This is a genomic window from Acaricomes phytoseiuli DSM 14247, from assembly GCF_000376245.1.
Lineage (GTDB): Bacteria > Actinomycetota > Actinomycetes > Actinomycetales > Micrococcaceae > Renibacterium > Renibacterium phytoseiuli.
Genome location: NZ_AQXM01000053.1, coordinates 24,597 through 50,617, shown reverse-complemented (window position 1 = coordinate 50,617; position 26,021 = coordinate 24,597). Strand labels below are relative to the sequence as shown.

Sequence of the window (26,021 nt, the reverse complement as noted above, 5' to 3'; positions counted from 1 at the left end):
CCTTTAGGGGATCAAGAGAGGTCAGCGATAAACGGTCTGCTGGATCCGCTGGTATCCCAGCACGCCGAGAGCCGTGAAAAGGATGAGGTACCCGCCAAGCAGGCCGAGTGCGGGCCAGGAGATCTCCGACGCCAAGGCGGAGTTGATCAACCGAGACCAGGCGCCGGGCGGTAGCCACGCTCCGATGTCACTGAGCACGCCCAGGTTCATGCCACCCCACAGCCCGCTGAGTGCTGCCAGCGGAAAATACAGCACCGTGGCGATGGGCCCTGCTCCTTTGACCGGAAGCCAGTACCCCAGAACGAGCCCGAATGCTCCTTGAACGACGGCCCCGAGCAGCAGAGCTGCGCTGCCAAGCGTCAGGGTGCCCCCAGGACTTCCCGCGAAGGCGCCCAGAAGCAATCCGGCGATGGCTATCGGTGCGGCGAACAGGACGGTCAGCGCAATATTCGCCAGGATCAGCGAAGCTATTCTGATAGTTCCGCTGGCCGGCAGCGACAGCAGATAGAGCGACCACGGCTGCTCTCGTTCGGCGGCAACTGCTGCGCCGAAATGGAAGACCGCGGTACCGAGCATCGAGAAGGCGAGATAGCCGAAGACCAGCGGCAGGGGGTCGGCTCCCGAGGTGGTCCCAAAGATCAGGTAGAAGAGCAACGGCAACCCCATCGTGGGCAGGACGAATGACGGATAACGTAGGATCTCCTGAAGCCGCAACCGGGTGTAGCGCAGTAGCCGCCGCATCAGCCGGCCGCCTCAGGGGAGTCGCGCAGAAGGTCCGAGATCAGATGCTCCAGCGTGAGTTCGCCGCTTTTCGTGCTTTCAGAACGCAATCTGGTGAGCTGCCCGAGCCGTTCGTGCAGCAGCAATCGCCCATGACGGATCAGCGAGACCGTGTCTGCGGTGGTTTCAGCTTCGGCGTAGTCATGGGTGCTCAGGATGATGCAGCGGCCCATGGTGCGCTGTTCGCGGAGAATCTCATGCACCGTGGAGCGGGTCTCCGGGTCCAGGCCGGTTGACGGTTCATCGAGGAGCAAGACCTCCGTATTGCCGCTGAGTGCACAGGCCAGGCCTACCACCCGGGTCTGCCCGCCGGAGAGACCTCCGCATTTGCGTTCCAGAAGCTGCGCCAGCGGCAGCCGATCGCAGAGCGCATCTATCGCCAGCGGTTGCGGATAATGTGCGGCGATGAAATCCAGGACTTCTCGCACCCTAAGCACCGGAGGGAAGGAGAGCGCCTGCGGTGTGCTGCTCAGCGAGCGGGCGCTTCTTCCCCCGCGGGTCACGCGCTCCCCGCAGACCCGCATTACCCCGTCATCAGCCAGCCGAATACCGCTGAGCAGATTCAGCGCGGTGGATTTCCCTGCACCGTTCGGTCCCAGCAGGGCGTGCACCCCGGGGCCGAGCTCAAGACTGAAGTCCTCGAGCGCCGCTCGAGGGCCGTACAGCTTGGTCACGTGCTCCCAGCTCGCCCCCGGGGTCATGGTGCTCCGGTGCCGGGCCGGCCCAAGACCAGGCAGTAGATCACGGTCTGCTCCACCCCGTCCAGGCCGAAGAAATCATCGGCGAGCCGATCGTGATAACCGCCTACTGGGCAGCTGGCCAGGCCATAAGACTGAGCGCTCAGAGTCATCGCCTGGGCAAGATGGCCCGCCTCCAAGAAAGCGAAGCGGTAGCCGCGCTGACCGTATTTCACCCGGCTGCGCAAGAAGCTCGCAACGAAGAACACAGCGGCGCAGGCGCCTGCTGCCAGTTCCGGGTAGAGGAGCGCATCGTGGAGGAAGGCTCTGGCGTCCGAGGCATCATCCACTGGCAGCCGGTAGAGTCTCTGGCCGAAAGGATCGATCGAGTAGAAGCCTTCATCGAGCCCGGAGACCCCGGTGGCGCAGAGATACAGATCTAATGGATAGAGCCCGCCCGCGGAAGGGGCGCCGCGTCCATGGTCGGGTGAGACCATGACGGTCTCCAGCAGGATATTGCTGAGGGTCTGGAAATCAGTGCCACCGGGCCCGAAGTCACTGGCCGAAACACGATCTCTGAAAACGGCACTCAGTGCGGAGCGTGTGTGTTCAGGGCCGGGTTCCAGCTCGATGGAGTCGGTGGATTCGATCACTGCGCTGGGCAGTCCGAAGCGATCGAGGGCTCTGCCATCGCTGCGGAACTGCTCGAAAGCGGGCCCGGCGAATGATTCGCTGAGCCGAGGGCTCAGTTTGGAGGCGACGATGAAGTTCTCCGCCGGGTCATCCAGGGAGATAGCGGGAAGCTGGGGTGCGGACACGTGGCTCCTTAGGATCGCGAGACTCGATGAGCTCAGGGGTCAGTGAGCTCAGGGAAAGGGGTTCAGGGTTGCATGGGCCACTTCGCCGAGCTGGCGCAGATGAGGTATGCCCACGTCCAGGGTCACTGCCTGCGGGGCCAGAGCGCGAATGACATACCAGCCGGTGCCGTGGAGGACTGCGGGCGCGATCTCGGCGAAGCAGAGTTCCCAGCCGGAGTCATGAGCACCGCTGATAGCCGCCGTGAAATCGACCGCAGGAGTGCTGAAGAACTCAACCAGGCCGGCCTCCGGGCCGGTATCGAGGAAATCGTTGAGCGGGCGGTTGGCGGGCGGAGCGTGTAGCTGGACGTGAGAGCGGAGCGTGAGGCCGGTATCTCCGATGGTTTCGCCCGACTGCCCTTGATCGAGTTCGGCTTCGGGGGCGTCTGCGCCGGTTCCTCCTCGAGCAGCTGCATTGCCCAGTTATAGCTGTGCAGGGATTCCGTGAAGGCCGTACGAGCGGCATCGCCTATTGCCGATTTGGCCGCACAGCCCACGGCCAGGCCCACGGTTCCGGAACGCAAGCAGGAGAGAATCACTGGCACTCCTGCGACGGCCGGCAGCTGCACCAGGGTGGCCTCGATTCCGCGTAACCGGAGCTTCTGCAGCATTCTGGGCAGCTCGGCTCCCATGCCCAGGGCTGAGGCTAGCAACGCCGGCTCCTGGCCCAGCATGGCTAGCCGCCCCTCGCCTCGCCGGGCGTACCAGGTTCGAAGAAAAGCGTCACGTTCGATGAGCTCGTAAAAGGCGGATGCAGCAGCTGACCCGCGGGATCGTCCCGCACCGAGTCCGCTCGAGCTGATAGTGCACCAGCGCTTGGCATCCACTCCGGTCAGGAAGACCAGTTCCGCCGGAACCGTTACGGGGAGGTTGTCGATAGCCCGACGGGCGGGGTAGTAGTGCACCTGGTTGAGGGTGCGCGGATCCCGGTACGGGAAGTCCGGGGAAGCGTACTGCTCGTCGGTGAACTGTAGGAACGACTCCAGGCTCAGCTGCCGGGCCGAGGCCGGGCCCGGCTGGCTGAGGTTCTCGGGAATGATCAGGCTGGCATAGCGTTCTACCAGTTCGCCATGGAGGGAGCCGGCCTGGTCACCGTTCTGGAGTGAGAAGCTGCTGCCGCAATGCAGGTCCTCACCGGGAGCGAAGACTGGTACGGCTGCTGCGGGGAGTGCCTGCAGCGCTTTCGCCGGAATTCCCTGCGGCCGGATCACGGGCTGGGTGAGCGTTGGTGCCACGCCGAGTGCGGGGCTGATCAGCCCTTCGCGGAGATCGGCTCCCGCCAGGGATAGCCGAGGCAGGAGGTAGCGCTCGTCGAGCAGGTCGGGCATCGGGGAACACTCCAGATTCTGGAACCGTGAACGCTCAACGAGCGCAGGTTGACCACTAGGCAAGAACCGATGGACTCTGGATCCTGCCGCACGAAAGCGGCTTCGGCGAGCCGCTGGGCGAGATTGAGGGATAGCTGCAGGTCTTTCGGTGAGATTTCGCCGCGGGAGCTGTTGCGGTGGATCTCCAGATAGTCTTCCGGCCAGCCGCTCAGCCCGGCGCGGCGCAGCATGAGGCATTCGAAGCATGCCGTGAGGCCTGGAACAACCGCCGGGCCGATGATCATCCGATGGCCGTCCCCGGGAGCGACCGGAAGGTGTTTCCGGCCGGCGGTCCAGGCGATCCCGGCGCAGTCCAGCATCTCAGCGGTTGACTCGCGGACCATGATGCTGGCCTCGGCGGTCTCTGCCGGAGGCGGATCCAGCTCGGAACGCAGAGATTCGGGGAGATCGTAGCCGATGCTGATACCGGTGCTCGGCATATCATCGACCATGGTCAGGGCGCCCGCTTCGGTGAGTCTGCCCAGAAGGCGTTCCGGGTCCGCCAGACCCGGAACGCCTCGGGTCACCTCGTCCGCGCTGCGCGGCGACTCCAGGAAATCGAAGAGCCTCCGAACCAGCTCCCGGTGCTCACGGAAGCGCAGGATCGATGCGCCGTTGACTACTGCGTAACAGGCATCGAGATCCGCTCTCTGAGTACCGTAGGCCAAGGTGTATTTCATGATTGAGCAGGATCAGTTCCGAGTGGGCGGAAGCGTGCAGGAACTGCTGCTGCAGCACGATGCGCCGTTGCTCATCCTGGCCGGCGGAATGTGCTGCCCCTCGTGTTCGAAATCGAGGTCGATCAGCACCTCGGGCATGATGCTGCCAGGTTCGGTTTCCATGACTTCTGGAACAACGATGTGGTGATCCATGGTTGATGACTCCTGACTCTTCAAGGAAAGCCTGGGGGAGGCGTGTTCAGACCATGCCCCGGCGCTCCGATTGACCCGGAGAATTCGACGGTGATTCCCCCGAGTGACGCTCTCTGCGAAAGCGTTGCAGAGAATGTATTTCAGTCAGGGACAAAGGTCAACTGTTGATAGACAGAAAAATGCCATCTGGTAGACGGTGAAGATGCTTATAGCCGAGCAATATAGGCGAGCGAGGTGGCCGCCCGGAGGCCCGATGGTAGACGCTTCGACAGCCAGCTCAGAGCCGGCCGGTGGCGATAGCCAGCATCCGGCGCAGGGGTTCTGCGGCGCCCCAGAGCAGCTGGTCGCCCACCGTGAAGACGCTTAGGTATTCCGGGCCCATCGACAGCTTCCGCAGCCGCCCCACCGGAATCTCCAAGCCGCCCGAAGCCGCCATCGGCGTCAACGCTGCAACCGTCGCTTCCTTGGTATTGGGCACCACCTGCGCCCAGGGATTATCCCCTGCGATGAGGTTTTCGATCTCGGGGAGCGGCAGGCCCTCGCGGAGCTTCACCGTGAGCGCCTGGGAATGCGCTCGCATCGCCCCGATGCGCACGCACAGCCCATCGAGGGCGATCCGATCAGTTGCGCAAGTGCCGAGGATCTTGTTCGTCTCCGCGGCGCTCTTCCACTCCTCGCGGGATTGGCCATTGCCAAGGTCCGCATCGATCCAGGGAATCAGCGAACCGCCCAGGGGAACCCCGAACTGGCTCGCATCGGCCTTGCCTTGCGCGGTGAGCACGCCCCGGTCGATCTCCAGAATGGCTGCGGCCGGGTCTGCCAGCTGATCTGCCACTGCCGCGTGGATGCTGCCGAACTGATTCAGCAACTCCCGCATATGTTGGGCACCGCCGCCCGAGGCCGCCTGGTACGTCATCGAGGTCGCCCATTCCACCAGGCCATTGCGGAAGAGGCCACCCAACCCCATCAGCATGCAGGAAACTGTGCAGTTTCCGCCGACAAAATCCCGGACTCCGTTAGCCAGCGCAGCATCGATAGCCGCTCGGTTGACCGGATCCAGCACGATCACCGAACTCTCCTCCATACGCAGGGTAGAAGCCGCATCGATCCACAGACCGTCCCAGCCCCGGGCTCTGAGCCGTCCGTGGACCGCCTCGGTGTACTGCCCGCCCTGCGCGGTTACCAGAATCGGCAGGGCGGCCAGCGCATCGAGATCGTAAGCGTCCTGCAAAGTGCCGGGATCGCCCTCGTCGAAAACCGGGGCCGGGCCGCCGTGGTTGGAGGTGGAGAAGAACACCGGATCCAGCTGACCGAAATCTTGCTCTTCGCGCATCCTCTGCAAGAGGACTGAGCCGACCATGCCGCGCCAGCCGATAAAACCTACCCGGTGGGACATATGCTCACTCGCTTCCTGATTCTGCTCTTGATGATTCCTGGCGCCGCTGCCACCAGGTGAAACGGTATCCGGTGCCGGTGCTCGAGCTATGCCAGCCTGCTGCAGGGTCGCTGCGCGTCAGTTCCCATTCCGGGCCGAGCTCCGGTGCCAGGGTGTCTCCGCTGACATCCGTGTCGATGTAGGTGATCGCCGTGCTATCCGCCAGCGGTAAAGCCTGTTGATAGACGCGCCCGCCGCCGATGATCCAGATCTCTTCGCCGCCGGGGGCGTTCTTGGCCACAGTGATTGCTCGTTCAAGGGCTCTGTCATATTTTCCGTCGCAAATTACATGAGCTCCAGCTGCGTCAGCCTCGACCCCCCACCCGGGCTCACGAGTCAGGACGTAATTGGTCCGGCCGGGCAAAGGCCGGAACCGCTCCGGGAAGGAGTCCCAGGTGCGCCGGCCCATGATCACCGGATGCCCTTCGGTGGTGCGCCGGAAATGCGCTAAGTCTTCCGGCAGATGCCAGGGCATGCCGCCTTCGGAGCCGATCACGCCCTGCGTCGTCTGCGCCCAGATCAGACCGATCCGGGGAGTCATACGGCAACCGAGGCCTTGATCGTGGGGTGGTGCTGGTAATCGACTACCTCGAAGTCCTCATAGCGGTAGTCGAAGATGGATTCCGGCTTCCTCGTCAGGCGCAGCCGGGGGTACGGGTACGGCGTCCGGCTCAGCTGTTCCTGGACCTGGGCCACGTGGTCGTCATAGATGTGGGTGTCCCCGCCGGTCCAGATGAATTCTCCGGGTTCCAAGCCCACCTGCTGGGCGACCATCAAGGTCAGCAGAGCGTAGGAGGCGATATTGAAGGGCACACCTAGGAACATATCCGCACTGCGCTGATACAACTGGCAGGAGAGCCTGCCCGGGCCATCAGAAGAGGGCTGCACGTAGAACTGGAAGAAGGCATGGCACGGCGGCAGAGCCATCTTCCCGATATCCGCCACGTTCCAGGCGGAGACGATATGGCGTCGGGAATGGGGGTTCTCCCGCAGCCCGTCGATCAGGGCCGAGATCTGATCGATATGCTTGCCATCGGGAGTGGGCCAGGAACGCCATTGGACTCCGTAGACGGGCCCCAGTTCGCCGTCGTCATCGGCCCATTCATTCCAGATCCGGACCCCGTTCTCCTGCAGCCATCCCACATTGGAATCCCCGCGGAGGAACCAGAGCAGCTCCAGGGCGAGGGATTTGAAGTGAACCCGTTTAGTGGTGATGAGCGGAAAGGACTCCGCTAGACTGAAGCGGATCTGCCTGCCGAAGACGCTGCGGGTACCGGTTCCGGTGCGGTCAGATTTCGGGGTTCCGTGCTCCAGCACATCACGCAACAGGTCTTCATAAGGGGTGGGCAGGCTCATATCTCAATCTTATCTCCGGCTGAGCTTTGGAACGCGAGGCCTCAATCGTCAAAAGGACGGAAGCGCTCCACCGCGACGATCCGGTCCCGGCAGACCTGGAACACTAAGAGTTCCCCCGGGCTCAGGTACGGGTCGGCAGATGGCAGCCGTTCGGCCAGGCCCTCGGGCATCTCTTTTTTTAAGCGGTTGAGTACTGTCGGCAGAGTCGGCCGGTGCACGCAGACCACGACGGGCCGGTGCTTGTCGAGCACCCCATCGAGAACAGCTGCGGTCTTCTTGGGCTTACGCCGGTGCTCGGCTTCGGTCAGGGCGTCCACGAGCTTGATCTTGGCGTCGCTGGCCTTGACATAAGCGGATACCGTGGCGACGCAGCGCAGCCAAGGACTGCTGATAACGCGTTTCGGAGACCAGGCCGAGAGCAGCCGCTTCACCGCCGCTGCTTGCCGTTGGCCGGTGGCGGCTAACGGCCGGTCCCCTTCGGCCCGAGTCCAGGAAGAGCGGGGCTTGGCTTTGGCGTGTCTGAGCACGATCAACGGCCAGGTGGCGAGCTGCTGCTGCTCGAAAGCTCTGCTGAGCGCATCGAGCGGGATCACATCAGAAGGGTTCGTGAGTAGCTCCCGGGCCCGCTGCGGAGTGGCCCACAGCACTGCATCCACTTCTTTGCCATCCGGCACCGGCTTCTGCTCCCCGGTCTCAGCAGCCCAGTAGTAGACGCGTTTCAGACCGGAATTCACCCGGTAGTCGATTTCGGGTAAAGGAATGCCCAGTGAGATCTTGAGCCCGACTTCTTCGCGCACTTCACGGACCGCGGTCTGCGGAAGCGTCTCGCCGTGATCGTATTTCCCCTTGGGCCAGGACCAGTCGTCATAGCGTGGCCGGTGGATCAGCAGGACCTGGAGTTCCTTCTTACGGATCCGCCAACACAGGGCTCCCGCGGCGAGCACCGCCGGCTCCTCCGGTCCGTTCTCGGGTAGCACAGGGGATACTGAGGCGTTCAACGGTGTTCCTAGCGACGAGACGCCATGCGCTGACGGGACCGGCTGGCAAGCAGCCAGGACTGGATATCGGAGAGCGGAGCTCCTTGCGCATCGAGGTGGTGCCTGGTCCACGCGCCTTCATGGTCCAGATGCCAGCTGGAGGTGCTCTGAGCCATATAGCGGTCCAGGAGCGAGAGCACTTCTGCGATGTCTTCCTGATACGACAGCTGCACCAGTGCCTCGACACGCCGGTCCAGATTGCGGTGCATCATATCGGCCGAGCCGATGAAGACCACGGGATCCCCGCCGTTGGCGAAGACGAAGACCCGGGAGTGCTCCAGGAACCTGCCCAGCACGGAGCGGACCGTGATGTTCTCGCTGAGCCCCGGAACCCCGGGCCTCAGCGAGCAGATTCCGCGGACGATCACATCGACTTTCACACCGGCCTGGGAAGCTCGGTAGAGCGAATCGATGATGGCCTCGTCGACCATCGAGTTCACCTTGATCTGTACCCGGGCGTCCAGCCCCGCACGCTTATTGGAGATCTCCTTCTCGATCCGGTCGATGAGCCCGGAGCGCACCGAACGCGGAGCCACCAGAAGGCGCTTGAAGGTTGATTTTGGCGCGTAGCCGGAGAGCTGGTTGAAAAGCCGGCTGAGATCCTCGCCGACCCGCGGGTCAGCGGTCAGCAGGCCGAGGTCTTCGTAGTAGCGCGCGGTTCTCGGATGGTAGTTGCCGGTACCGATATGGCAGTAGCGACGCAGCCCGTCCTGTTCCTGCCGAACCACGAGTGAGAGTTTGCAGTGAGTTTTGAGGCCCACGATTCCGTAGACCACGTGCACACCGGCTTGTTCCAGCGTCCGCGCCCAGGAGATGTTGGCCTGCTCATCGAATCTGGCCTTGATCTCCACGAGGGCCAGAACCTGTTTACCCGCTTCTGCCGCATCGACGAGCGCATCGACGATAGGTGAGTCACCGCTGGTGCGGTAGAGGGTCTGCTTGATCGCTTGGACCTTGGGGTCGGCTGCAGCCTGCTCCAAGAAGGCCTGTACCGAGGTGGAGAAGGAGTCATAGGGGTGGTGCAGCAGAATATCGCGGCGGCGCATCGCGGCGAAGACATCCGCGGCCTTGGAGGTCTCCGACTCGTTGAGCGCCCGGGAGGTATGCGGCACGGCTTTGGGGTAGTGCAGGTCGGGGCGGTCTATCCCGGCGATCACATTGAGCCCGCGAAGATCCAGGGGAGCGGGCACGGCGTAAACCTCGGATGCTTCCACGTCCAGCTCGCGCACCAGCAGCTCGCGGATATTCGGATTGATATCCGTGGTGACCTCGAGCCGTACCGGGGGGCCGAAGCGCCGCCGCAGCAGCTCCTTCTCCAGAGCCTGCAACAGATTCTCGGCATCGTCTTCTTCGACCTCGAGATCTTCGTTGCGGGTCACTCGGAAGGTGTGATGTTCCAGGACTTCCATTCCCGGGAACAGCTGGTCCAAATGCTCGGCGATAACGTCTTCGAGGGTGATGAATCGGGCGACTCTACCCGGCACCGTCCCGGCGCGCGGGCCGTCGACGGAGATCAGTCGGGGCAGCTGATCCGGCACCTTGACCCTGGCGAAGAGCTCCTTATCGCTCACCGGGTTCCGTACGACGACGGCCAGGTTCAAGGAGAGTCCGGAGATATAGGGGAACGGATGCGCAGGGTCCACCGCGAGCGGGGTGAGGATGGGGAAGACCTTCTCCGAGAACATCGTGCTCAGTTGGGTTTTCGCGGTCTCATCCAGTTCGTCCCAGCGGACCAGATGAATATGCTCATAGGCCAGTGCCGGGCGGATCTGATCGGCGAAGACATGGGCGTGCCTGGCCTGCAGATGATGCGCTTCCTCGCTGATCTGGGCGAGAACTTCGCGGGGGCTCAAACCGGCTGCAGAGGGCACAGCCAAGCCGGTGGCGATTCGGCGTTTCAGGCCGGCCACCCGGACCATGAAGAACTCGTCCAGGTTCGAGGCGAAGATGGAGAGGAAGTTTACCCGCTCCAGCAGATGCAGGTTAGGGTCCTCGGCGAGTTCCAGAACCCGGGCATTGAAGGCTAGCCAGCTCAGTTCCCGGTCCAGGAAGCGATCCGGGCTGATATCCCCCTCCGGTACCAGTGTCGGCTCGAAGTCGGGGATGTCGATCCGATCCTGAGTAGCCCGGGCTGTAGGCACTTCAACAGTGCTGAGACGTTTGGCTGCGTTCTCCGCGCCGTTATCGCCCGCAGGTTCCTGCTGCATGATGCCCTTTCTTTTGGTTCCAGCCACTGCTGTGCTGCTGATCTAAGGTTACAAGGAGATCCGAGGCGAGTGGTCGCCAGCGCTCATCGCTCGGTTTCTGCTGCTGCCCCCAGTGCATACATCACATCGACTTTCCACGGCTCGAAGCCCAGGCTGCGGTAAAGGCCCAGCGCTGCGGGGTTATCGCCGTCCACGTACAGCGTCGCCTGATCGAGCCCTCTGGCGCGCAGATGCTGCATCCCCGCGAGAGTCAGCGCCTTGCCGAGGCCTCGGCCCTGAGCCTCAGGCGATATTCCGACGACATACACTTCGCCGAGCGGGGCAGCGTCGTCATGCTGATGCACCTTGGTCCAGTGGAACCCCAGAATGCGGTCATCTTCGTCCACCGTGAGCAGCAGCCCGTCTGGATCGAACCACGCTTCGTCCATTCTGGCCTGCAGATCCGCCAAGGTCAGTGCTCCTTGTTCCGGATGATCCGCGAAAGCCGCTGAATTCACCGCCAGAAGCGCTGATTCATCCTGGCCGGGCAGGAAGGTGCGCAGCCGCACCCCTGCGGGCCAGTTTGGCTCAGGCAAGTGCCCGGTGAGATTAGAACGCAGCTGCAGCAGTTCCCGCACGGGGACGAAATTGTTTTTTTCCGCGAGCCGGGCCGCCGCCGGATAGTTGCCATGGGACCAGGCGCGCAGCTTCTTCAGGGGAATATCGGCACCCCGCCTCTGGTCGTAGCGGATTCCCTGGATCAGATCGGTGCCGATGCCCTGATCGCGGTATTCGGGGAGCACTGCCATTTCCAGTGTGTGCCCGCCTTCGGGCCGAGGAGCGGTCAGCGCCACACCGAGAATCCGGGGTGCGGAGCCCGCCGTCTCATTGGTGCCCCGGATAACGTGGAAAAAGCAGCCGCGCCCGCCCGGTTGCATCGCTAGCAAGGTCTCTTCGGAGAACGGGCTCTGCGTGCCGTTTTCAGCCGCCGCGTATTCGCTGAGGAAGGCGCGGAAATCTTCGTCAAGAGTGCTTTCTAACGGGGTGTAGAACGACATAACTTCCCAGTTGGAGGCAAACGGCTCTTCAATATCATCTCGCATCATTGAGCTCCATGCCGCTAGCCTAGATCTTCCCGGAACGACACGCCTACCCGCCCGTGGCAGTAGCCCCGCGAGTTTTCCGCTATACTAGTTGACTGTTGCCGTTAGGCAGCCGAGGGGGATGCACCAGTGGGGTGCCTTAGATACGTTCGACCCGTATGTCCTCCACCATATTCGAGATGAGCTTCGTGCTGAATCTTTATCTCCGCCAGGCTGAGTCCGCGCAAATACCTTCTAGTACTCTAGCTATTGCCTTTTAGGCTTCGGAGAGCTGATTCTCTTCCGACTGCACATAAGCCAGCCGGTAGCCGACGTTGCGCACTGTACCGATGAGATTCTCGTGATCCCCGCCGAGTTTCGCGCGCAAACGCCGGATATGCACGTCGACCGTCCGGGTGCCGCCGTAGTAGTCATAGCCCCAGACCTCATGCAATAGCTGGGCCCTAGTAAAAACCCGGCCCGGGTGCTGAGCGAGATACTTGAGCAGCTCGAACTCCTTATAGGTCAGGTTCAGCAGAATCCCGTTGACTCTCGCGGTGTAGGAATTCTCATCGATGACCACTCCCGCGGCCCGGATCTCCTTGTCCCACTCGACGCCTCCCGGCTGCTGCGAACGGGATATCGCTAGCCGAAAACGGGCTTCCACCTCTGCGGGCCCGGCATGGTCGAGCAGCATGTCATCGGCCGCCCAGTTCGCCGAGATCGCGGCCATTCCGCCTTCGGTCAGAACCAGAATGAGCGGAGCACTAATGCCAGTAGCCCTGAGCATCTGACTTAGCGAGCGCGAGCCGACCAGGTCTTTACGTGCATCCAGGAGAGTCACATCGGCGCGGATCTGCCCGAGCAGTGCTGCCGGCTCTGCTGGCAAGACGTGCACCTGGTGATTGAGGAGCTCGAGTGCAGGGAGGATACTCACCGAAGGTTCGGTGCTATTGGTCAGTATCAGAATCTGTGACAAGAGCATCCTCCGCCGGGCTTCTGCAGCATGTGACCGGGCGGTCATCTTGCTGATCGGCCCTGAGTGATTGTTTTCAATTATAGCCGCCCCGAGGGCCGTCGGCGGGCCGGGACAGCGGCTCGGTGCTGCGGAGCCAGGCAGAATTCCAGGATTAGGGCAGGATGGAAGGGTGAAGAACCGGACTCTTGCCGCTAGTGCGCTGCTGATGTTGACAATCGTCATCGCTGGAGCAGGGCCGTGGCAACTCTCCCTGATCCTCAAGATCGTGCTGGTGGCGTTCTTCGCCATCGGCTGGCCCCGGTACCTGGGCATTCCGGCGCGTAAGACGCTTAGCCTGGTGATCGGCATCGTGGGTGCTATCGGTATGCTGATAGCGCACTTCACCCCCGCCTCGGACCTGCGGGGCCTGCTGGGCTGGCTCGCTCCGGTGATCGCCTTGGGCATAGGTGCCGTGATCGTGGTCCAGCTGATCCGGGGCACTGGTCAGAGCCACCGGCTGGAATCGGTTTTCGGTTCGGTGACCGGCGTAATCCTGGTGACCAGTGGGGCCGGCTGGCTCGCGATTCTGCGCTCTTCGGGAGGGTTCGAGCTGCTTCCGGGCGCCGCGGCATGCGTCCTGGTCGTGGTACTGCTCAGTATGACCTCCTGGCCGGATCAGATCGTTGCACCCTTTGGTCTGGCCCTGGGAGCCTTGGCGGCTGCCTTAGTGACGCTGCTGATCTCCGGCCCGGATTTCCTCATCGCCGCGATCGTAGCGGCGCTGGTGACTGCTGCGATCTTCCTGGGATTCCGGAAAATGATGATCATGGCCCAGCCTCCGACTGAAATCCTCAGCCAGCTGGCCCTCGGTGCTGCTCCGGTCCTGGCACTCGGTTCGATGCTCTACTTCGTCGGCCGATCCTTCTTGCTCTGACTTGCTCTGACTTGCTTTGAGCTGCTTCTGAGGATGGTCGTCCCGCGGGGTAGACTGTTTTCATGTCTATTCTGGCGTTAGAGATTTTCTTCCTCACGCTGCTCGCGCTGGCCAGCCTCGGCATGGCCTGGTTTGCTGCGGTTGTGGTTCTTGGCCTGTTCAAGGGCCAGAAGTAGCGCAGGCGGCTGCTATGCCCATTGACATCCCCACGGATCTCACACCTGAGCTCGTCCCGCTATCCTGGCTCATCGGTGAGTGGGAAGGCTACGGCAGGCTCGGTGCGGGGGAAGCCGATTCCGAACACTTCTTTCAGCAGATGAGCTTTCGCTCCCATGGTCTTCCCTACCTGGAGTACCGCGCGGAGAGCTGGCTCGCTGATGAAGACGGAGCAAAGCTCCGCCCGCTGAGTGTCGAGCTCGGATTCTGGGCGCTTGACCGCGAGCTCGGCGAAGCGGATGGCGGCCCCGGGCTCATCCCCGCTGATATCGTCCCGGCACTGACGACGGCGGATGCGGTCGAAGAACTGCGCAACGATAGCGCTGGTTTCGATATCACCGCGACCATCGTGCACCCCGGCAAGATCGCGGAACTCTACTACGGCAGCATCAACGGCCCGCAGATCCAGCTGGCTACAGACGCCGTGATGCGAGGAGCCGGAGCCAAGGAGTACAACGCGGCCACCCGAATTTTCGGCCTGGTCAACGGCGACCTCTACTGGCGCTGGGATCTAGCGGCGGCCAGGGCAGACGAGGAAGGCGGCTTGCGGCCGCATGCCTCGGCGATCCTCAAGAAGCTTCAGGTCGGGCCCGGGGAGGAATCCACGGGCAGTCCTGGCGCAGATGCGGAATAGCCGCTATGCAGCGGCGGTTCGCATCTGCATGAGTGAGCGCAGCTATGAGTGAGGCCAGCCGGGACGGTTATCGCAGCGTACTGCTGGATCGTCACGGCGCAGTCGCGGCTACCGGCCTCGATGCGGCAGTGGCGGCGCACTACGGCGATCCTTTGCGTGAGCAGCGCTCACTGGCCCTCGGTGAAGCGGTGGTGGATCACTCGCATCGCGGGGTCGTCACGGTGACCGGGCCGGACCGGCTTAGCTGGCTGAACACCCTCTCCTCGCAGGATGTCTCCAGGCTGCGGCCCGGAGATTCGACCGAGCTGCTCCTGCTGAACCTCCAGGGCCGGATCGAGCACGACGGGCATGTGCTCGACGACGGCGAGCGCGTCTGGCTGATCGTCGAAGCGGAGGAAGCAGCCCCGCTTGCGGCGTGGCTCGATTCCATGAAGTTCATGCTCAAGGTGGAGATCGCGGATGTCTCCGGGGAGTGGGGAGTTCTCGCCGGCACGGTTCCTTTGGCGGATGTCGGGCCGGAGCGGGTGCCTTTGGTGTGGCAGGATCCCTGGCCGGAAGAAGCGCCTGGCGGCTATTCGTATTCGCTGCCCGCTGCTCAGCACCCGGGGCGAGAGCGCCGCTGGTATGAGCATCTGATCCGGATCGCGGAGCTGCCAGAGCTCGTTGAGAACCTTGAGGTAGCTGGCTCTTGGGCCGCTGAGGCACTGCGCATCGCCGCATGGCGTCCGCGCTGGGGGGCGGAGACGGATGAGAAGACGATTCCGCACGAACTGGATCTGCTGCGCACTGCCGTGCACCTGGCGAAGGGCTGCTACAAAGGTCAGGAGACCGTCGCCAGGGTGCACAATCTGGGCCGGCCGCCACGCAGGCTCGCTTTTCTGCACCTGGACGGCTCTCAGCACACCATGCCGGCCGCAGGAGCGGAAGTCTTCGCACCAGGTTCCGGGGAGCGCCCGGTAGGGAAGCTTACCTCAGTCGCCCAGCATTATGAGATGGGACCGGTTGCGCTGGCTCTGCTCAAGCGCAGTGCGGACCCCGAGGCCGAGCTGCTGATCCGCGACGGCGAGACGGAATACAGTGCAGTCCAGGAAGTCGTGGTGTCGCCTGAGGCCGGGCAGGTCGTCGGCCGGGAGAAAGGCTTTTTACGTCCGCCGCGCTGAGGGGCATGAAAATCATGGCCCACAGCGCGTTGCGGACAATGCAAAGCCTGGCCTAACCGAACAGCAGCTCGGCTTCCTCGTAGCGGCTGAGCGGTACTGTCTTCAGCTTGCCGAGGGCTTCTTCGAGGGCGACGTTCACAATATCCGTGCCGGAAAGCGCCACCATCGTGCCCCAGTCGCTTTCCATGACCGAATCCACCGCTGCCATGCCCAGCCTGGTCGCCAACACCCGGTCGAAGGCCGTCGGCACGCCGCCGCGCTGGATATGCCCCAGGATGGTGGCACGGGTCTCGATACCGGTGCGCGCTTCGATCTCCGGTGCTAGTTGATCGGCGATGCCCCCGAGGCGCGGCCGGCCGAAAGTATCCAGGCCTCGGGTGGAGTGCGCGGTGTCCAGGTGCTCGGGAACGAAGCCTTCTGCGACCACGACGAGCGGAGCCCTGCCGCGGGCGTGGGCGTCTGTGACCCAAGTGGCGATCTGGTCCATGCTGACGCTCTGCTCCGGGATCAAAATCGCGTGCGCGCCTGAGGCCATACCGGAGTGCAGGGCGATCCAGCCGACATGGCGCCCCATGACTTCGGCGACCATGCAGCGGTGATGCGATTCACCGGTTGTGCGGAGCCGGTCGATCGCTTCGGTGGCGATCTGCACTGCGGTGTCGAAGCCGAAGCTGTAATCCGTGGCGTCGAGGTCATTGTCGACGGTCTTCGGTACGCCGACGATTTTCAGCCCGGCGTCGGTCAGCCGCTTCGCGGCAGCAAGCGTGCCTTCACCGCCGATGGCGATGATCGCGCCGATGCCGAGGCGCTGCATATGAGCGGTGATGACTTCCGGCCCGCCGCCTTCGAAGGGGTTGGTGCGAGAAGTGCCGAGGATGGTGCCGCCTTGCTTGGAGATGCCGCGTACGCTGTGTCGCGGCAGGTCGATGATGTCTCCTTCGACTACGCCTCGCCAGCCGTCTTTGAAGCCGACGAATTCCTGGCCGTGGACTTTGATCCCCTTGAGCACGGCCCCCCGGATCACGGCGTTGAGTCCGGGGCAGTCTCCACCACTGGTCAGAATGCCGATTCGCATTTGCTCTCCTACTCTCCTCGTTCCATCCTCATTCGGTCGTCAGGACATGACGGGAGCGCGTCATCGGGCTCCAGAAAATTCTAGACCGCTCGGCTGCTCAAAGTCCTCATAGGAGTCAGCAGGCTGCGCCGGAAGATCACTTGCTCTTGGTGATTCTGGTGTTTCCGGTGCGGTTGAGAAATTTTTCCAGCACGATCTGACCGCTGCTGTGCTCGGGTAACAGCAGCCAGAGCAGCAGGTAGAGCAGGATGGCCGGCCCGGGCAGCAAGCAGAAGACCAGGAAGCCTATCCGGACCCAGGTCGCATCGAATCCGGTCAGTTCGGCGAAACCGCCGAGCACTCCGCCGAGCAAGCGCTGTGGACCTCGCCGATAGGGGTTCTTGCGAAGGGCTGTGAAAAGCGGGTTCAGGAAGCGCTGCATGGTTTCACTCCGAAGCAGTAGTTGACAGGGCAGTAGTAGCAGTAGCGGGATGACCGCGATAAAAACTCAGCCGAGATAGTTTTGCAGGCGCTCCAGGCCCTCAGCGAGGTCTTCATCGCTCAGGGCGTAGGAGAGCCGGAGGTAGCCGCTCGGTCCGAAAGCCTCGCCGGGGACGACCGCGACTTCCATCTCGTCCAGGATCTCGGACGCGAGATCCGCGGAAGTGGCCAGCCGGCGCTGTTCCAGCAGTTGACGGACATCGGCGTAAGCGTAAAAGGCGCCATGCGGGGTGGGGCAGTTCAGCCCGGAGATCTGGTTCAACCCGGAGACTATCGCTTGACGCCGCCTGTCGAACGCCAGGCCCATCTCGTGCACGGCGTCGAGCGGACCGGAAACAGCCGCCAGAGCGGCTCGTTGGGAGACATTGGAGACATTGGAGGTCGAATGCGACTGCAGATTGGCCGCAGCCGCTATGACATCCTGCGGGCCGACGGCCCAGCCCACCCGCCAACCGGTCATGGCGTAGGTCTTGGCCACACCGTTGAGCAACACCACTCGGTCTTCGAGCTCTGGAGCGACCGCGGCGATGGAGGTGAAGGGCACGCCATCGTAGGTCAGATGTTGGTAGATCTCATCACTGACCACCCAGAGACCTTTTTCCGCCGCCCACAGCCCGATCTGTCTGGTCTGCTCGGCCGAGTAGACCGCGCCGGTCGGGTTTGAAGGGGAGACGAAAAGCAGGAGTTTAGTGCGCGGAGTCCGCGCGTCCTCAAGCTGCTCTACTGTGACCAGGTAGTCCTGCTCGGCACCCGCGAAGACCTTGACGGGCACTCCGCCGGCCAAGCGCACGGCTTCGGGGTAGGTGGTCCAGAAAGGCGTCGGGATGAGGACTTCATCGCCGGGGTCGAGCAGGGTCGCGAGGATCTCGTAGACCGCCTGCTTCCCGCCGTTGGTGACTAGTACCTGGGCGGGCTCCACCGCGTAGCCAGAATCTCTGGCCGTCTGCACGGCGATGGCAGCGCGCAGTTCAGGCAGCCCGGCCGCCGGTGAATAGCGGTGATTGCGTGCATCCTGTGCGGCTTCGACAGCGGCTTGCACGATGTAGTCCGGGGTGGGGAAGTCGGGTTCTCCAGCACCGAAGCTGATCACCGGACGACCAGCGGCCTTGAGCGATTTGGCCTTGGCATCCACGGCGAGCGTGGCTGATTCCGCAATAGCGCCGATGCGTTGCGAGATACGGCTGGACGTCATCATCAGGAGCTTCCTGTCGTTGGATGAAAGGTACTGCCTTAGTTATGTTTCAACTCTAGTTCCAACTCCAGTTCCGGCTCTAGTTCCAACTCCAGTACAAGGGGTGTGCGAGCGGGATCAGGTCTGCAATACTTCTGCCTGATCCCTGCCGAACTCCTGTTGAGCACTGCTGCAACCGTGAGCTGCGAGGGGTTGTATTCGACTGTGGAGCCCAGATTGCGTAAACTAATTTCTCGGTGTGAGAACACGATAATGTTCTGTGCCTGAATCATGAAGTCCCCAGGGGGCGGATCAGGTAGCGGCGCCGTGAATAGTAGTAAGTAAAAGGTATAAAGGGTAGTGGCGCAATTGGTAGCGCAGCGGTCTCCAAAACCGCAGGTTGCAGGTTCGAGTCCTGTCTGCCCTGCTAAGTGAACGTCGTACATAGTCCATCTCGTCCAATGAAACCAGTGAGGTTCAGGTGACCGAAACAGCTGCCAGCGGCTCGGAGAGGCCTGCGAAGAAGTCCAGTAACCCTCGTGAGCGCAAGCTCGGCTTCTTCGCGCGGATCGCACTGTTCATCCGACAGGTCATTGCAGAACTGCGCAAGGTCGTCACCCCGACGCGGCCGGAACTGATCAACTTCACTATCGTGGTCTTGGTGTTCGTCATCATGATGATGGCCATCACGGCGGTGCTGGATCTCGCCTTCGGCTGGGGGATCGGCGTGATCTTCGGTAGCACCGGCTTTACCGAGAGCTGAGTGGAATGAAGCCGGAACGGGAACCGTTGGAAACCCCTCGGAAGCAGAGTTCCCCGGCCGCATCGATCAAAGATGAAAGCAGGAAGTCAAGTGTCTGAGCAGGAGCTCGAGATGTCCGAACAGAGCGAAGAGCTCGATGCCGAGCAGGTGCAGCCCGAGGCAACCCCGGAAGCTGCTGTCGAGGCAGAGGTCGATGCCGAGCAGGCGGACGAGCAGCCCGTTGCGGACCCTGCAGAGGAGTTCAAGGCCAAGCTGCGCAGGCGGGAGGGTGACTGGTATGTCATCCATTCCTACGCCGGCTACGAGAACCGGGTCAAGGCGAATCTGGAGAACCGCACCCAGTCGCTGAACATGGAAGATTACATCTTCGAGATCCAGGTCCCCATGGAAGAAGTCGTGGAGATCAAAAACGCTCAGCGCAAGATCGTCAACCGAGTGCGGATCCCCGGCTACGTCCTGGTCCGGATGGATCTGACCGACGAGTCCTGGGGTACCGTCCGGCACACTCCGGGAGTCACCGGTTTCGTAGGCAATGCCCACAATCCCGTACCCTTGCGCCTCGATGAGGTCTTCTCCATGTTGGCTCCGGTCTTCGAGCAGGAGCAGGCGGCGGATACCCAGGAAACCGGTGGCGGCCAGCAGGCGAAGACACCGGTCACGGTGGACTTCGAAGTGGGCGAATCTGTGATCGTCAAAGAGGGCCCGTTCGAGACCCTGCCCGCGACGATCTCCGAGATCAAACCGGAATCCCAGACCATGGTGGTACTGGTTTCGCTCTTCGAACGCGAGACCCCGGTGACCCTTTCGTTCAACCAGGTCACCAAAATCTAGTAAGATTAATAGGTTGTACCATACTTCGCTTCTGCTCGGCTCGCTTTAGCCGTGCCTAAGCGCCGGTCGTCCCGCCATGACGGCCAACCCCTCCTCTGCGCTCCGGCAGAAGAGGACAGTACGAGAAATTGTTAGGACCGATAGTGGCTCCCAAGAAGAAAGTCACCGGCCTTATCAAGCTCCAGATCCAGGCAGGCGCTGCTAACCCAGCTCCTCCTATCGGTCCGGCGCTTGGTCAGCACGGTGTCAACATCATGGAATTCTGCAAGGCATACAACGCCGCAACGGAGTCCCAGCGCGGAAACGTTATCCCGGTGGAGATCACCGTTTACGAAGACCGTTCCTTCACCTTCATTACGAAGACCCCGCCGGCAGCTGAGCTCATCAAGAAGGCTGCAGGTTTGGGTAAGGGATCAGCGACGCCGCATACCGTCAAGGTCGGCAAGCTGACTCAGGACCAGGTCAAGGAGATCGCTTCGCAGAAGCTCCAGGACCTCAACGCCAACGACATCGATGCTGCCGCGAAGATCATCGCTGGCACGGCCCGCTCCATGGGCATCACCGTCGAAGGCTGAACCAGATCCACCGCACGTAAACATTGAGTCATCCGCATCAGGATGGCAGTGGCAGGGCCGGCGCGGTCCGCAGACCACAACTGCACGAGGAGAAAACAAGCAGCATGGCAAAGCGCAGCAAAGCATATGAGGCAGCCGCGGCCAAGATCGGGGCGGATCAGCAGTACGCTCCGGTAGAGGCCCTAGCTCTGGCCAAAGAGACCAACGCCTCCAAGTTCGATGCCACCGTCGAGGTGGCCTTCCGCCTCGGGGTGGATCCCCGTAAGGCGGATCAGATGGTCCGCGGAACGGTGAACCTGCCACACGGGACGGGCAAGACCGCTCGGGTTCTGGTCTTCGCTACCGGTGACCGGGCCGAGGCCGCCGTAGCAGCAGGCGCTGACTACGTCGGCTCCGACGATCTCATCGAAAAGATCGCCGGCGGCTGGACCGATTTCGACGCCGCCGTGGCCACCCCGGACCTGATGGGTAAAGTCGGTCGTCTGGGCAAGGTCCTAGGCCCGCGTAATCTGATGCCCAACCCGAAGACCGGTACGGTGACCGTCGATGTTGCTAAGGCGGTGCAGGAAATTAAGGGCGGAAAGATCGATTTCCGCGTAGACAAGCACTCCAATTTGCATTTCATCATCGGCAAAGTGTCCTTCGACACCACGCAGCTCGCAGAGAACTACGCCGCGGCGCTGGAGGAAGTTCTGCGACTCAAGCCCTCTACGTCCAAGGGCCGTTACCTGCAGAAGGCCACCATCACCACGACCTTCGGCCCGGGTATCCCGGTCGATCCCAATGTGACCAAGGTGCTGACCGAGGCCTGAGCCCGGTTGTGCTGAATCAACTTTCATCAAGTGCTATCAGGCCGGGTAACGGCTGTTACCCGGCCTGATGCGTCAGAGATGTTCTAAGAGATGTTCTAGATGATGTCTCAGCTGCAGCATCCGATATCAAGAGATCAATAGGAGAATTGAAATGAACAGCGATATCAATCAAAGAGGCCAGAGCGGCAAGAGCGATGTGCTGTCCAGCTTCTATGCCGCAGGGCGGCAGCTGTGGTGGGCGGTCCTGCTGCGTGGGGTTTTTGCGATCATCCTAGGCCTGCTGGCTCTTTTCTCGCCGAGCAGCACGCTCTTTGCCCTGGTGCTGCTCTTCGGGTTCTTCGCCTTCGTCGATGGTGTGACTGCGATCTTCATGGCGGTGCAGTCGCGCAAGGAGCAGCGCTACTGGGGGTGGGCGCTTGTCGAAGGTCTGCTGTCGATCGCTGCCGGCCTGATCGCCCTGCTCTGGCCGGGTATCACTTCCGTGGCGCTGGTCTTCGTCATCGGCTTCTGGGCGGTGCTGCTGGGTATTTCGCAGATCGCTCAGAGCTTTTCGCTCAAGCGCGGTGAGAGCTCGGTATGGGGGTGGGTCCTGGCATCGGGCATCGTCGGTGTGATCTGGGGGCTCGTGGTCTTCTTCTCTCCGGGTGTCGGGCTGCTCAGCCTGCTCTGGCTCTTCGGGCTGATCGCTCTTGCTTATGGGATCGTCACCGTGGTGCTTTCCCTCCGAGTGCGCGCGACGGCTCAACAGCTGAAATCAGAAGTGGCCTCAGGGCTGTAGCATCTGCGTCCCAGAGCCGGGCCGCTCAACCGAGCGGCCCGGCTCTGCTTTAAGAAGTGAGGCTCATCCGCGTTTTGGCGGGAAAGCATCCTTGCTCTACAATAGAAGAACCAAAGACCGCCGGTCGGTCTATTGCGTCTGGATACCCGGGCCAATGGATCCGAAGGTTCATAAAAACGGCCTGCGCAGGTGAACGTTGCAAGCTCTCTGAAGGCCATGGGTCGGAAGATCGAGCCGAGCCCCGTGCATCTGCGCGGGGCAATTTTATTTCCTCCCGGTATCCCCAGTCGCTACATATCTGCAGCGACCGCGGGCCGAGCAGCGGTAACGTACATGACCGGAAGGAGAACCATGGCGCAGCCAGGCAAGGCAGCCGCGGTCGGTGAGTTGACGGAGAGCTTCCGCAATTCGCACGCCGCTGTTTTGACTGAATATCGTGGCCTCACGGTGGCACAGCTCAAAGAGCTACGCAATGCCATCCGGGAGCACGCAGAATACGCCGTGGTGAAGAACACGCTCACGGAGATTGCAGCCAAGGAAGCGGGAATCTCTGCTTTCGAAGGCAAGATGGCAGGCCCATCCGCAATCGCCTTTGTCCACGGCGACGCTGTCGAAGTGGCTAAGGGACTGCGTGACTTCGCCAAGACGAATCCTCAGCTTCTGCTCAAGGCGGGTTACCTCGACGGTAAGCCCCTTGACGGAGCCGAGATCACAAAACTTGCAGACCTCGAACCACGTGAGGTCATGCTGGCCAAGCTTGCAGGCGCGCTCAAGGGCTCGCTCACCAAGGCCGCTTACGTCTTCCAGGCACCGCTGTCCAAGACAGTGCGCACGGTCGATGCTCTGCGGGCACAGCAAGACGCCGCTTAAAGCTCATTTCTTGAGGCAAAGGCGTCAAGCCCCGGCCTCAGCCCATGACTCAGTTGACGGGCGACCGTCGCAAACAAAAGTAAGGAGCGCCAATCATGGCGAAACTGTCCACTGAAGAACTGCTGGACGCGTTCAAGGAACTCTCCCTCATCGAACTGAGCGAGTTCATCAAGGCCTTCGAGGAGACCTTCGACGTTACCGCTGCCGCTCCGGTAGCCGTGGCAGGTGCTGCTCCCGCTGCCGGTGGCGGCGACGGTGCAGCGGAAGAGGAGAAGGATTCCTTCGACGTCATCCTCGAAGCCGCTGGCGACAAGAAGATCGGCGTGATCAAGGAAGTACGTGCGCTGACCTCCCTCGGCCTCAAGGAAGCCAAGGATCTGGTTGACGGTGCCCCGAAGCCGGTTCTGGAAGGCGTCAACAAGGAAGCCGCCGATAAGGCCAAGGAGCAGCTCGAGGGCGCTGGCGCGACCGTCACCCTCAAGTAATCTCTCGCTGCGCGACGCTCAGCGTTCAGCAGCTCAAGGGCCCCGCATTCATCAGGGATGCGGGGCCCTTGCCGTGCCTGCTGCCCTCTGTGCTACTGGTCGGGCAGAGCTCAGACCCGGGCGCTGGCAAGTGCCGGTGCCGACCTCAGGCCGCCCTTGCGGATAGCCACGAGTTCGAATCGCAGGGTCCCGTCTGCGGGGATCCGCATGCCCTTGCCCTGCGCGAAGAAGCAGTCCCGGTGGCAGCGACCGAGCCAGCTGCGTGCCCCGGTGTCATCGAGGCTCAGCAGATCGTAGGCATAGGCGTCAGCTGCCATCGTCCAGTCGAAGAAGGCCAGAGCCTGCTGCTCCTGCCGGTTATTGAGGAAACCATGAACCCGGCGGGTGCTTGTTCCGCCCCGGCAACGTGGGCTTGGCCCAGATTCAGCTCCATCCCGGCATCGGCGGTCACCCGGAGTGACATGCGGGCGATCCGCCCGGCGGCAGCTCCGAGCTCAGCGCCTCCCCGATCCGCTGACAGATCAAGGTAGGCACAACTTCGACTACGAGCTTGTGCCGGGTGAAGATCCGGGACATGGTCCGGGAAGGGCTCGCCCTGAACATTCCGAAGCGCGAACTGAACTGTGCCGCAGCGGTAACATCGCTCATCGAAGTAGACGAGGACGCCGTTGTGATCTCCGCGATCAAGCTCGCCGAGGATCGCAGTGGTGATGTTACCCTCCGGCTCTATGAAAGCACCGGCGGCTGGGCGAAGGCTCGGGTCTCGGTGCACTTCGATCACACGACGGTGGCGGCCACCGATCTGCTGAAGCGGCCGCTCGGTGAAGCGCACAGCGACGGAGCGGAACTCAAAGAGACTTCGCGGGGCATCCAGGTGGAACTGCGGCCGTTTCAGATCCTCACGCTCCGGCTGGCCTGCCTGTCAGCGTGACCGGAAAAAGCTCTTCAATCGGGACTCGCTGACCGGCTCCGCTGCTTCCGTAGTTCTCGGAGGCAGCGGGTAGAGACTTCGGGCTTCCCTGGTCTTCGCGGCGGTACGTTCCTGTAGCCTGCGCCGGAACTCAGTGGGGGCGTCACTGGTAATCGGGGGATCTTCATTGACGGCCCATTCACTCCCCAGGTCGAGGAGTGACTGATGTTTAACGTCGTAATAGCCCTTGTTGACCTCTATGACACTGCCGCGGACCCCCGCTGCTGCCGCAAGGAAATGATAGTGGAAGCGTGAAGTCACCCAGCGTTGGTGAGGAGCGAACCGGAAACCCTCGCGCCAGATAGTGAGAAACGGGATGAACTCCTCAGGGGCGAGCAGGTCTTGTAACTGGTCATAAGCGGCCCAATCCGAGCCGGGTAGAGCCTCGATATAACGGATAGTTTTGCCTTCTTGCCGAGCTTTTTCAATTTCGGCGCGGGCGATATCAAGGCCGTGTGCCAGCGGCTCAGGGTCCGCAAGATCCGATTGCAAGCACAGCACGAGATCCGCTAACTCGTCTGTTTCCGGGGCACGATTGAGTTCCTCCGATACACCGAGAAAAACGTCGTCCAATCCGGTCTCCAAGCCCAGCGCTTGAGCGCTCTGAGTATCCCGGACAGAGAAGTGGTCGAACTTCGCCACTAGCGGGCGGATCTTCTCCGGGGCAGCCGTGGGAATCAGCCCCAATCCGGTCCCGTAGAGACGGGCACCCGTGACAGCCTGTACCGTGGTCATCACGTTCAAAATAGAATGTTGCTTAGGCCAGAGGTCTGTGATGTACCCACCCCCCAGTAGGTGAAGCGAATCAGCCTCCCGCAGTTTGAGCAATCCGGCGTCAATACGCGGTGAGTCGAGGTTCTCAATGGTCTGCTGCAGGTACGTTGCATCCGGTAGTTCATCGGAATCAACGGGTGCTTCGCGAATGAGCCGCCATACGGTATTGGTGAAATGGGCGCGGGGGTGAACTCCCTGGAAGAGCAGGGAGGCTGTGCCCGGTTCTGCGCAGTCCAGCCATACTTCTTCTTCGGGTCGATTTTCTGCTAGGAATTTCAGCCAGATTCGTGCAATGAGCTCGTCACCGTAATTCGGGAAGCCAGCGGTGGAGATCAGGTAGATCACAAGATTCCTTATTTATTGAGAGCGGCAGAACAGGATCTTATTTTTTCATAATCCCTCACTAATTTCTCGGTGCCTCACTGATATCGCCTACCGTGGCGTCGAATGCGCAGATCAGAGCGTCCGCCTCGAGGAAAGTGCTGTATCCGTGTGCGCCGGCCCCCATGGAGATGCGCTTGCCACGGATGCTGCTATCGGCATAGACCGGCCAATCGCCTTAGGCCCCGATAGGAGTGATGGTCCCGCGCTCATAACCGGTCGCGGTGAGAGCCGTATCTGCCGGTGGTAGAGAGAGCTTATTCGTGCCGACCAGTTCACGGAGTTTAGGCCAGGAGATCTGCCTGTCGCCGGGTATCAAAGCGAAGAGGAAGCTGCCATCCTTATGCTTGATCACCAGGGATTTGACGATATCCGATGCCTCGATGCCGAGCAGCTCGGCAGCCTCTTGAAGACTCCGTGCAGCTGGCCGTTCGATCAGCTCAACGGCCAGCCCGAGGCCTCGGGCACCGCCCAGGAAGCGTTCTTTGCTCATCCCCTCAGCTTA

The 26,021-nt window shown here is 62.0% G+C and carries 29 protein-coding genes, 1 tRNA gene and 1 pseudogene; 13 read left to right on the top strand and 18 right to left on the bottom strand.

Features of this window, described 5'->3' with window-relative positions:
* Nucleotides 1-21 precede the first annotated feature (21 nt).
* From C501_RS12620 to C501_RS0105310, 5 genes are all read right to left on the bottom strand, one after another.
* Nucleotides 22-741: a hypothetical protein gene (locus tag C501_RS12620; protein WP_018134604.1), complete on the bottom strand. Its 720-nt coding sequence runs from the start codon at nucleotides 739-741 to the stop codon at nucleotides 22-24.
* A complete protein-coding gene (locus tag C501_RS0105325; RefSeq protein WP_018134603.1) occupies nucleotides 741-1,481 on the bottom strand; it encodes an ABC transporter ATP-binding protein in 741 nt (246 codons plus the stop codon). The genes C501_RS12620 and C501_RS0105325 overlap by 1 nt, the downstream gene beginning before the upstream one ends.
* Nucleotides 1,478-2,275 (bottom strand): SagB family peptide dehydrogenase, encoded by a 798-nt coding sequence (locus C501_RS13530; protein ID WP_018134602.1) that lies wholly within the window; start codon nucleotides 2,273-2,275, stop codon nucleotides 1,478-1,480. Before C501_RS13530 ends, C501_RS0105325 begins: the two co-directional genes overlap by 4 nt.
* Before the next feature lie 122 nt (nucleotides 2,276-2,397).
* On the bottom strand, nucleotides 2,398-3,642 hold the full coding sequence (locus C501_RS0105315) for a YcaO-like family protein (RefSeq protein ID WP_026174640.1): 1,245 nt from the start codon (nucleotides 3,640-3,642) through the stop codon (nucleotides 2,398-2,400).
* The gene (locus tag C501_RS0105310) at nucleotides 3,567-4,361 is read right to left on the bottom strand and encodes a TOMM precursor leader peptide-binding protein (RefSeq protein WP_018134601.1); all 795 of its coding nucleotides are present in this window, start codon (nucleotides 4,359-4,361) and stop codon (nucleotides 3,567-3,569) included. Before C501_RS0105310 ends, C501_RS0105315 begins: the two co-directional genes overlap by 76 nt.
* On the opposite strand from C501_RS0105310, the gene C501_RS14255 reads away from it, so the two are divergent.
* Nucleotides 4,360-4,548, top strand: coding sequence for a hypothetical protein (locus C501_RS14255; protein ID WP_156807644.1), 189 nt, complete (start codon nucleotides 4,360-4,362; stop codon nucleotides 4,546-4,548). The two genes, C501_RS0105310 and C501_RS14255, sit on opposite strands and share 2 nt — an antisense overlap.
* 282 nt (nucleotides 4,549-4,830) lie before the next feature.
* Here C501_RS14255 and asd read toward each other — a convergent pair whose 3' ends face one another.
* The 7 genes from asd to C501_RS0105270 all read right to left on the bottom strand — a co-directional run bounded on the left by asd (nucleotide 4,831) and on the right by C501_RS0105270 (nucleotide 12,628).
* Nucleotides 4,831-5,949, bottom strand: a complete 1,119-nt coding sequence (gene asd / locus C501_RS0105300; RefSeq protein ID WP_018134599.1) for an aspartate-semialdehyde dehydrogenase — start codon at nucleotides 5,947-5,949, stop codon at nucleotides 4,831-4,833.
* 4 nt (nucleotides 5,950-5,953) lie between these two features.
* A complete protein-coding gene (locus tag C501_RS12610) occupies nucleotides 5,954-6,529 on the bottom strand; it encodes a dihydrofolate reductase (protein ID WP_018134598.1) in 576 nt (191 codons plus the stop codon).
* Entirely contained in the window at nucleotides 6,526-7,344 is an 819-nt protein-coding gene (locus C501_RS0105290; RefSeq protein ID WP_018134597.1) for a thymidylate synthase, read from the bottom strand. The genes C501_RS12610 and C501_RS0105290 overlap by 4 nt, the downstream gene beginning before the upstream one ends.
* A 41-nt stretch (nucleotides 7,345-7,385) precedes the next feature.
* Nucleotides 7,386-8,342, bottom strand: a complete 957-nt coding sequence (locus C501_RS0105285) for an NUDIX hydrolase (RefSeq protein ID WP_043568310.1) — start codon at nucleotides 8,340-8,342, stop codon at nucleotides 7,386-7,388.
* 8 nt (nucleotides 8,343-8,350) lie between these two features.
* Nucleotides 8,351-10,588 (bottom strand): RNA degradosome polyphosphate kinase, encoded by a 2,238-nt coding sequence (locus C501_RS0105280; RefSeq protein ID WP_018134595.1) that lies wholly within the window; start codon nucleotides 10,586-10,588, stop codon nucleotides 8,351-8,353.
* A gap of 83 nt (nucleotides 10,589-10,671) precedes the next feature.
* A complete protein-coding gene (mshD, locus tag C501_RS0105275; protein WP_018134594.1) occupies nucleotides 10,672-11,673 on the bottom strand; it encodes a mycothiol synthase in 1,002 nt (333 codons plus the stop codon).
* A gap of 253 nt (nucleotides 11,674-11,926) precedes the next feature.
* Nucleotides 11,927-12,628 (bottom strand): winged helix-turn-helix transcriptional regulator, encoded by a 702-nt coding sequence (locus C501_RS0105270; RefSeq protein WP_026174638.1) that lies wholly within the window; start codon nucleotides 12,626-12,628, stop codon nucleotides 11,927-11,929.
* Nucleotides 12,629-12,797: 169 nt separating this feature from the next.
* Here C501_RS0105270 and C501_RS12605 point away from each other — a divergent pair, with 169 nt between their 5' ends.
* The 3 genes from C501_RS12605 (at nucleotide 12,798) to ygfZ (ending at nucleotide 15,551) form a co-directional block, all read left to right on the top strand.
* A complete protein-coding gene (locus tag C501_RS12605) occupies nucleotides 12,798-13,541 on the top strand; it encodes a hypothetical protein (RefSeq protein ID WP_018134592.1) in 744 nt (247 codons plus the stop codon).
* A gap of 190 nt (nucleotides 13,542-13,731) precedes the next feature.
* Nucleotides 13,732-14,391: a nitrobindin family protein gene (locus tag C501_RS0105255; protein ID WP_018134590.1), complete on the top strand. Its 660-nt coding sequence runs from the start codon at nucleotides 13,732-13,734 to the stop codon at nucleotides 14,389-14,391.
* A 44-nt stretch (nucleotides 14,392-14,435) separates the two neighbouring features.
* Nucleotides 14,436-15,551: a CAF17-like 4Fe-4S cluster assembly/insertion protein YgfZ gene (gene ygfZ / locus C501_RS0105250; protein ID WP_018134589.1), complete on the top strand. Its 1,116-nt coding sequence runs from the start codon at nucleotides 14,436-14,438 to the stop codon at nucleotides 15,549-15,551.
* A 52-nt stretch (nucleotides 15,552-15,603) separates the two neighbouring features.
* On the opposite strand, the gene C501_RS0105245 is transcribed toward ygfZ, so the two are convergent.
* From C501_RS0105245 to C501_RS0105235, 3 genes are all read right to left on the bottom strand, one after another.
* Nucleotides 15,604-16,626, bottom strand: a complete 1,023-nt coding sequence (locus C501_RS0105245) for an ATP-dependent 6-phosphofructokinase (RefSeq protein ID WP_018134588.1) — start codon at nucleotides 16,624-16,626, stop codon at nucleotides 15,604-15,606.
* 136 nt (nucleotides 16,627-16,762) lie between these two features.
* A complete protein-coding gene (locus C501_RS0105240) occupies nucleotides 16,763-17,047 on the bottom strand; it encodes a PspC domain-containing protein (RefSeq protein ID WP_018134587.1) in 285 nt (94 codons plus the stop codon).
* A 66-nt stretch (nucleotides 17,048-17,113) separates the two neighbouring features.
* Entirely contained in the window at nucleotides 17,114-18,298 is a 1,185-nt protein-coding gene (locus tag C501_RS0105235; protein WP_026174635.1) for a pyridoxal phosphate-dependent aminotransferase, read from the bottom strand.
* 333 nt (nucleotides 18,299-18,631) lie between these two features.
* Between C501_RS0105235 and C501_RS0105230 the strand changes: the two genes are divergently transcribed.
* The 8 genes from C501_RS0105230 (at nucleotide 18,632) to rplL (ending at nucleotide 23,391) form a co-directional block, all read left to right on the top strand.
* Nucleotides 18,632-18,704 (top strand) — tRNA-Trp (locus C501_RS0105230).
* 54 nt (nucleotides 18,705-18,758) lie between these two features.
* Complete coding sequence (secE, locus tag C501_RS0105225; protein WP_018134585.1) at nucleotides 18,759-19,040, top strand: preprotein translocase subunit SecE; 282 nt, start codon at nucleotides 18,759-18,761, stop codon at nucleotides 19,038-19,040.
* Between the two features lie 90 nt (nucleotides 19,041-19,130).
* A complete protein-coding gene (nusG, locus tag C501_RS0105220; protein ID WP_018134584.1) occupies nucleotides 19,131-19,871 on the top strand; it encodes a transcription termination/antitermination protein NusG in 741 nt (246 codons plus the stop codon).
* 143 nt (nucleotides 19,872-20,014) lie between these two features.
* The gene (gene rplK / locus C501_RS0105215) at nucleotides 20,015-20,446 is read left to right on the top strand and encodes a 50S ribosomal protein L11 (protein WP_018134583.1); all 432 of its coding nucleotides are present in this window, start codon (nucleotides 20,015-20,017) and stop codon (nucleotides 20,444-20,446) included.
* A 104-nt stretch (nucleotides 20,447-20,550) separates the two neighbouring features.
* On the top strand, nucleotides 20,551-21,258 hold the full coding sequence (gene rplA / locus C501_RS0105210; RefSeq protein WP_018134582.1) for a 50S ribosomal protein L1: 708 nt from the start codon (nucleotides 20,551-20,553) through the stop codon (nucleotides 21,256-21,258).
* Nucleotides 21,259-21,409: 151 nt separating this feature from the next.
* On the top strand, nucleotides 21,410-22,036 hold the full coding sequence (locus C501_RS0105205; protein WP_018134581.1) for an HdeD family acid-resistance protein: 627 nt from the start codon (nucleotides 21,410-21,412) through the stop codon (nucleotides 22,034-22,036).
* A 351-nt stretch (nucleotides 22,037-22,387) separates the two neighbouring features.
* Nucleotides 22,388-22,906, top strand: coding sequence for a 50S ribosomal protein L10 (gene rplJ, locus C501_RS0105200; protein ID WP_018134580.1), 519 nt, complete (start codon nucleotides 22,388-22,390; stop codon nucleotides 22,904-22,906).
* Nucleotides 22,907-23,001: 95 nt separating this feature from the next.
* The gene (rplL, locus tag C501_RS0105195; protein WP_018134579.1) at nucleotides 23,002-23,391 is read left to right on the top strand and encodes a 50S ribosomal protein L7/L12; all 390 of its coding nucleotides are present in this window, start codon (nucleotides 23,002-23,004) and stop codon (nucleotides 23,389-23,391) included.
* Between the two features lie 110 nt (nucleotides 23,392-23,501).
* On the opposite strand, the gene C501_RS0105190 is transcribed toward rplL, so the two are convergent.
* Nucleotides 23,502-23,708, bottom strand: a complete 207-nt coding sequence (locus tag C501_RS0105190) for a hypothetical protein (RefSeq protein WP_018134578.1) — start codon at nucleotides 23,706-23,708, stop codon at nucleotides 23,502-23,504.
* Between the two features lie 242 nt (nucleotides 23,709-23,950).
* Between C501_RS0105190 and C501_RS0105185 the strand changes: the two genes are divergently transcribed.
* Complete coding sequence (locus C501_RS0105185) at nucleotides 23,951-24,322, top strand: glycosyl hydrolase-related protein (protein ID WP_156807643.1); 372 nt, start codon at nucleotides 23,951-23,953, stop codon at nucleotides 24,320-24,322.
* Here the strand turns inward: C501_RS0105185 and C501_RS12595 are convergent.
* Together C501_RS12595 and C501_RS12590 are read right to left on the bottom strand one after the other, a co-directional pair.
* Nucleotides 24,314-25,480 carry a polysaccharide pyruvyl transferase family protein gene (locus tag C501_RS12595; protein WP_018134576.1) on the bottom strand — a complete coding sequence of 389 codons (1,167 nt, stop codon included), beginning with the start codon at nucleotides 25,478-25,480 and terminating at the stop codon, nucleotides 24,314-24,316. The two genes, C501_RS0105185 and C501_RS12595, sit on opposite strands and share 9 nt — an antisense overlap.
* Before the next feature lie 58 nt (nucleotides 25,481-25,538).
* A pseudogene (locus C501_RS12590) lies at nucleotides 25,539-26,009 on the bottom strand (aminoacyl-tRNA deacylase).
* Nucleotides 26,010-26,021 lie beyond the last annotated feature (12 nt).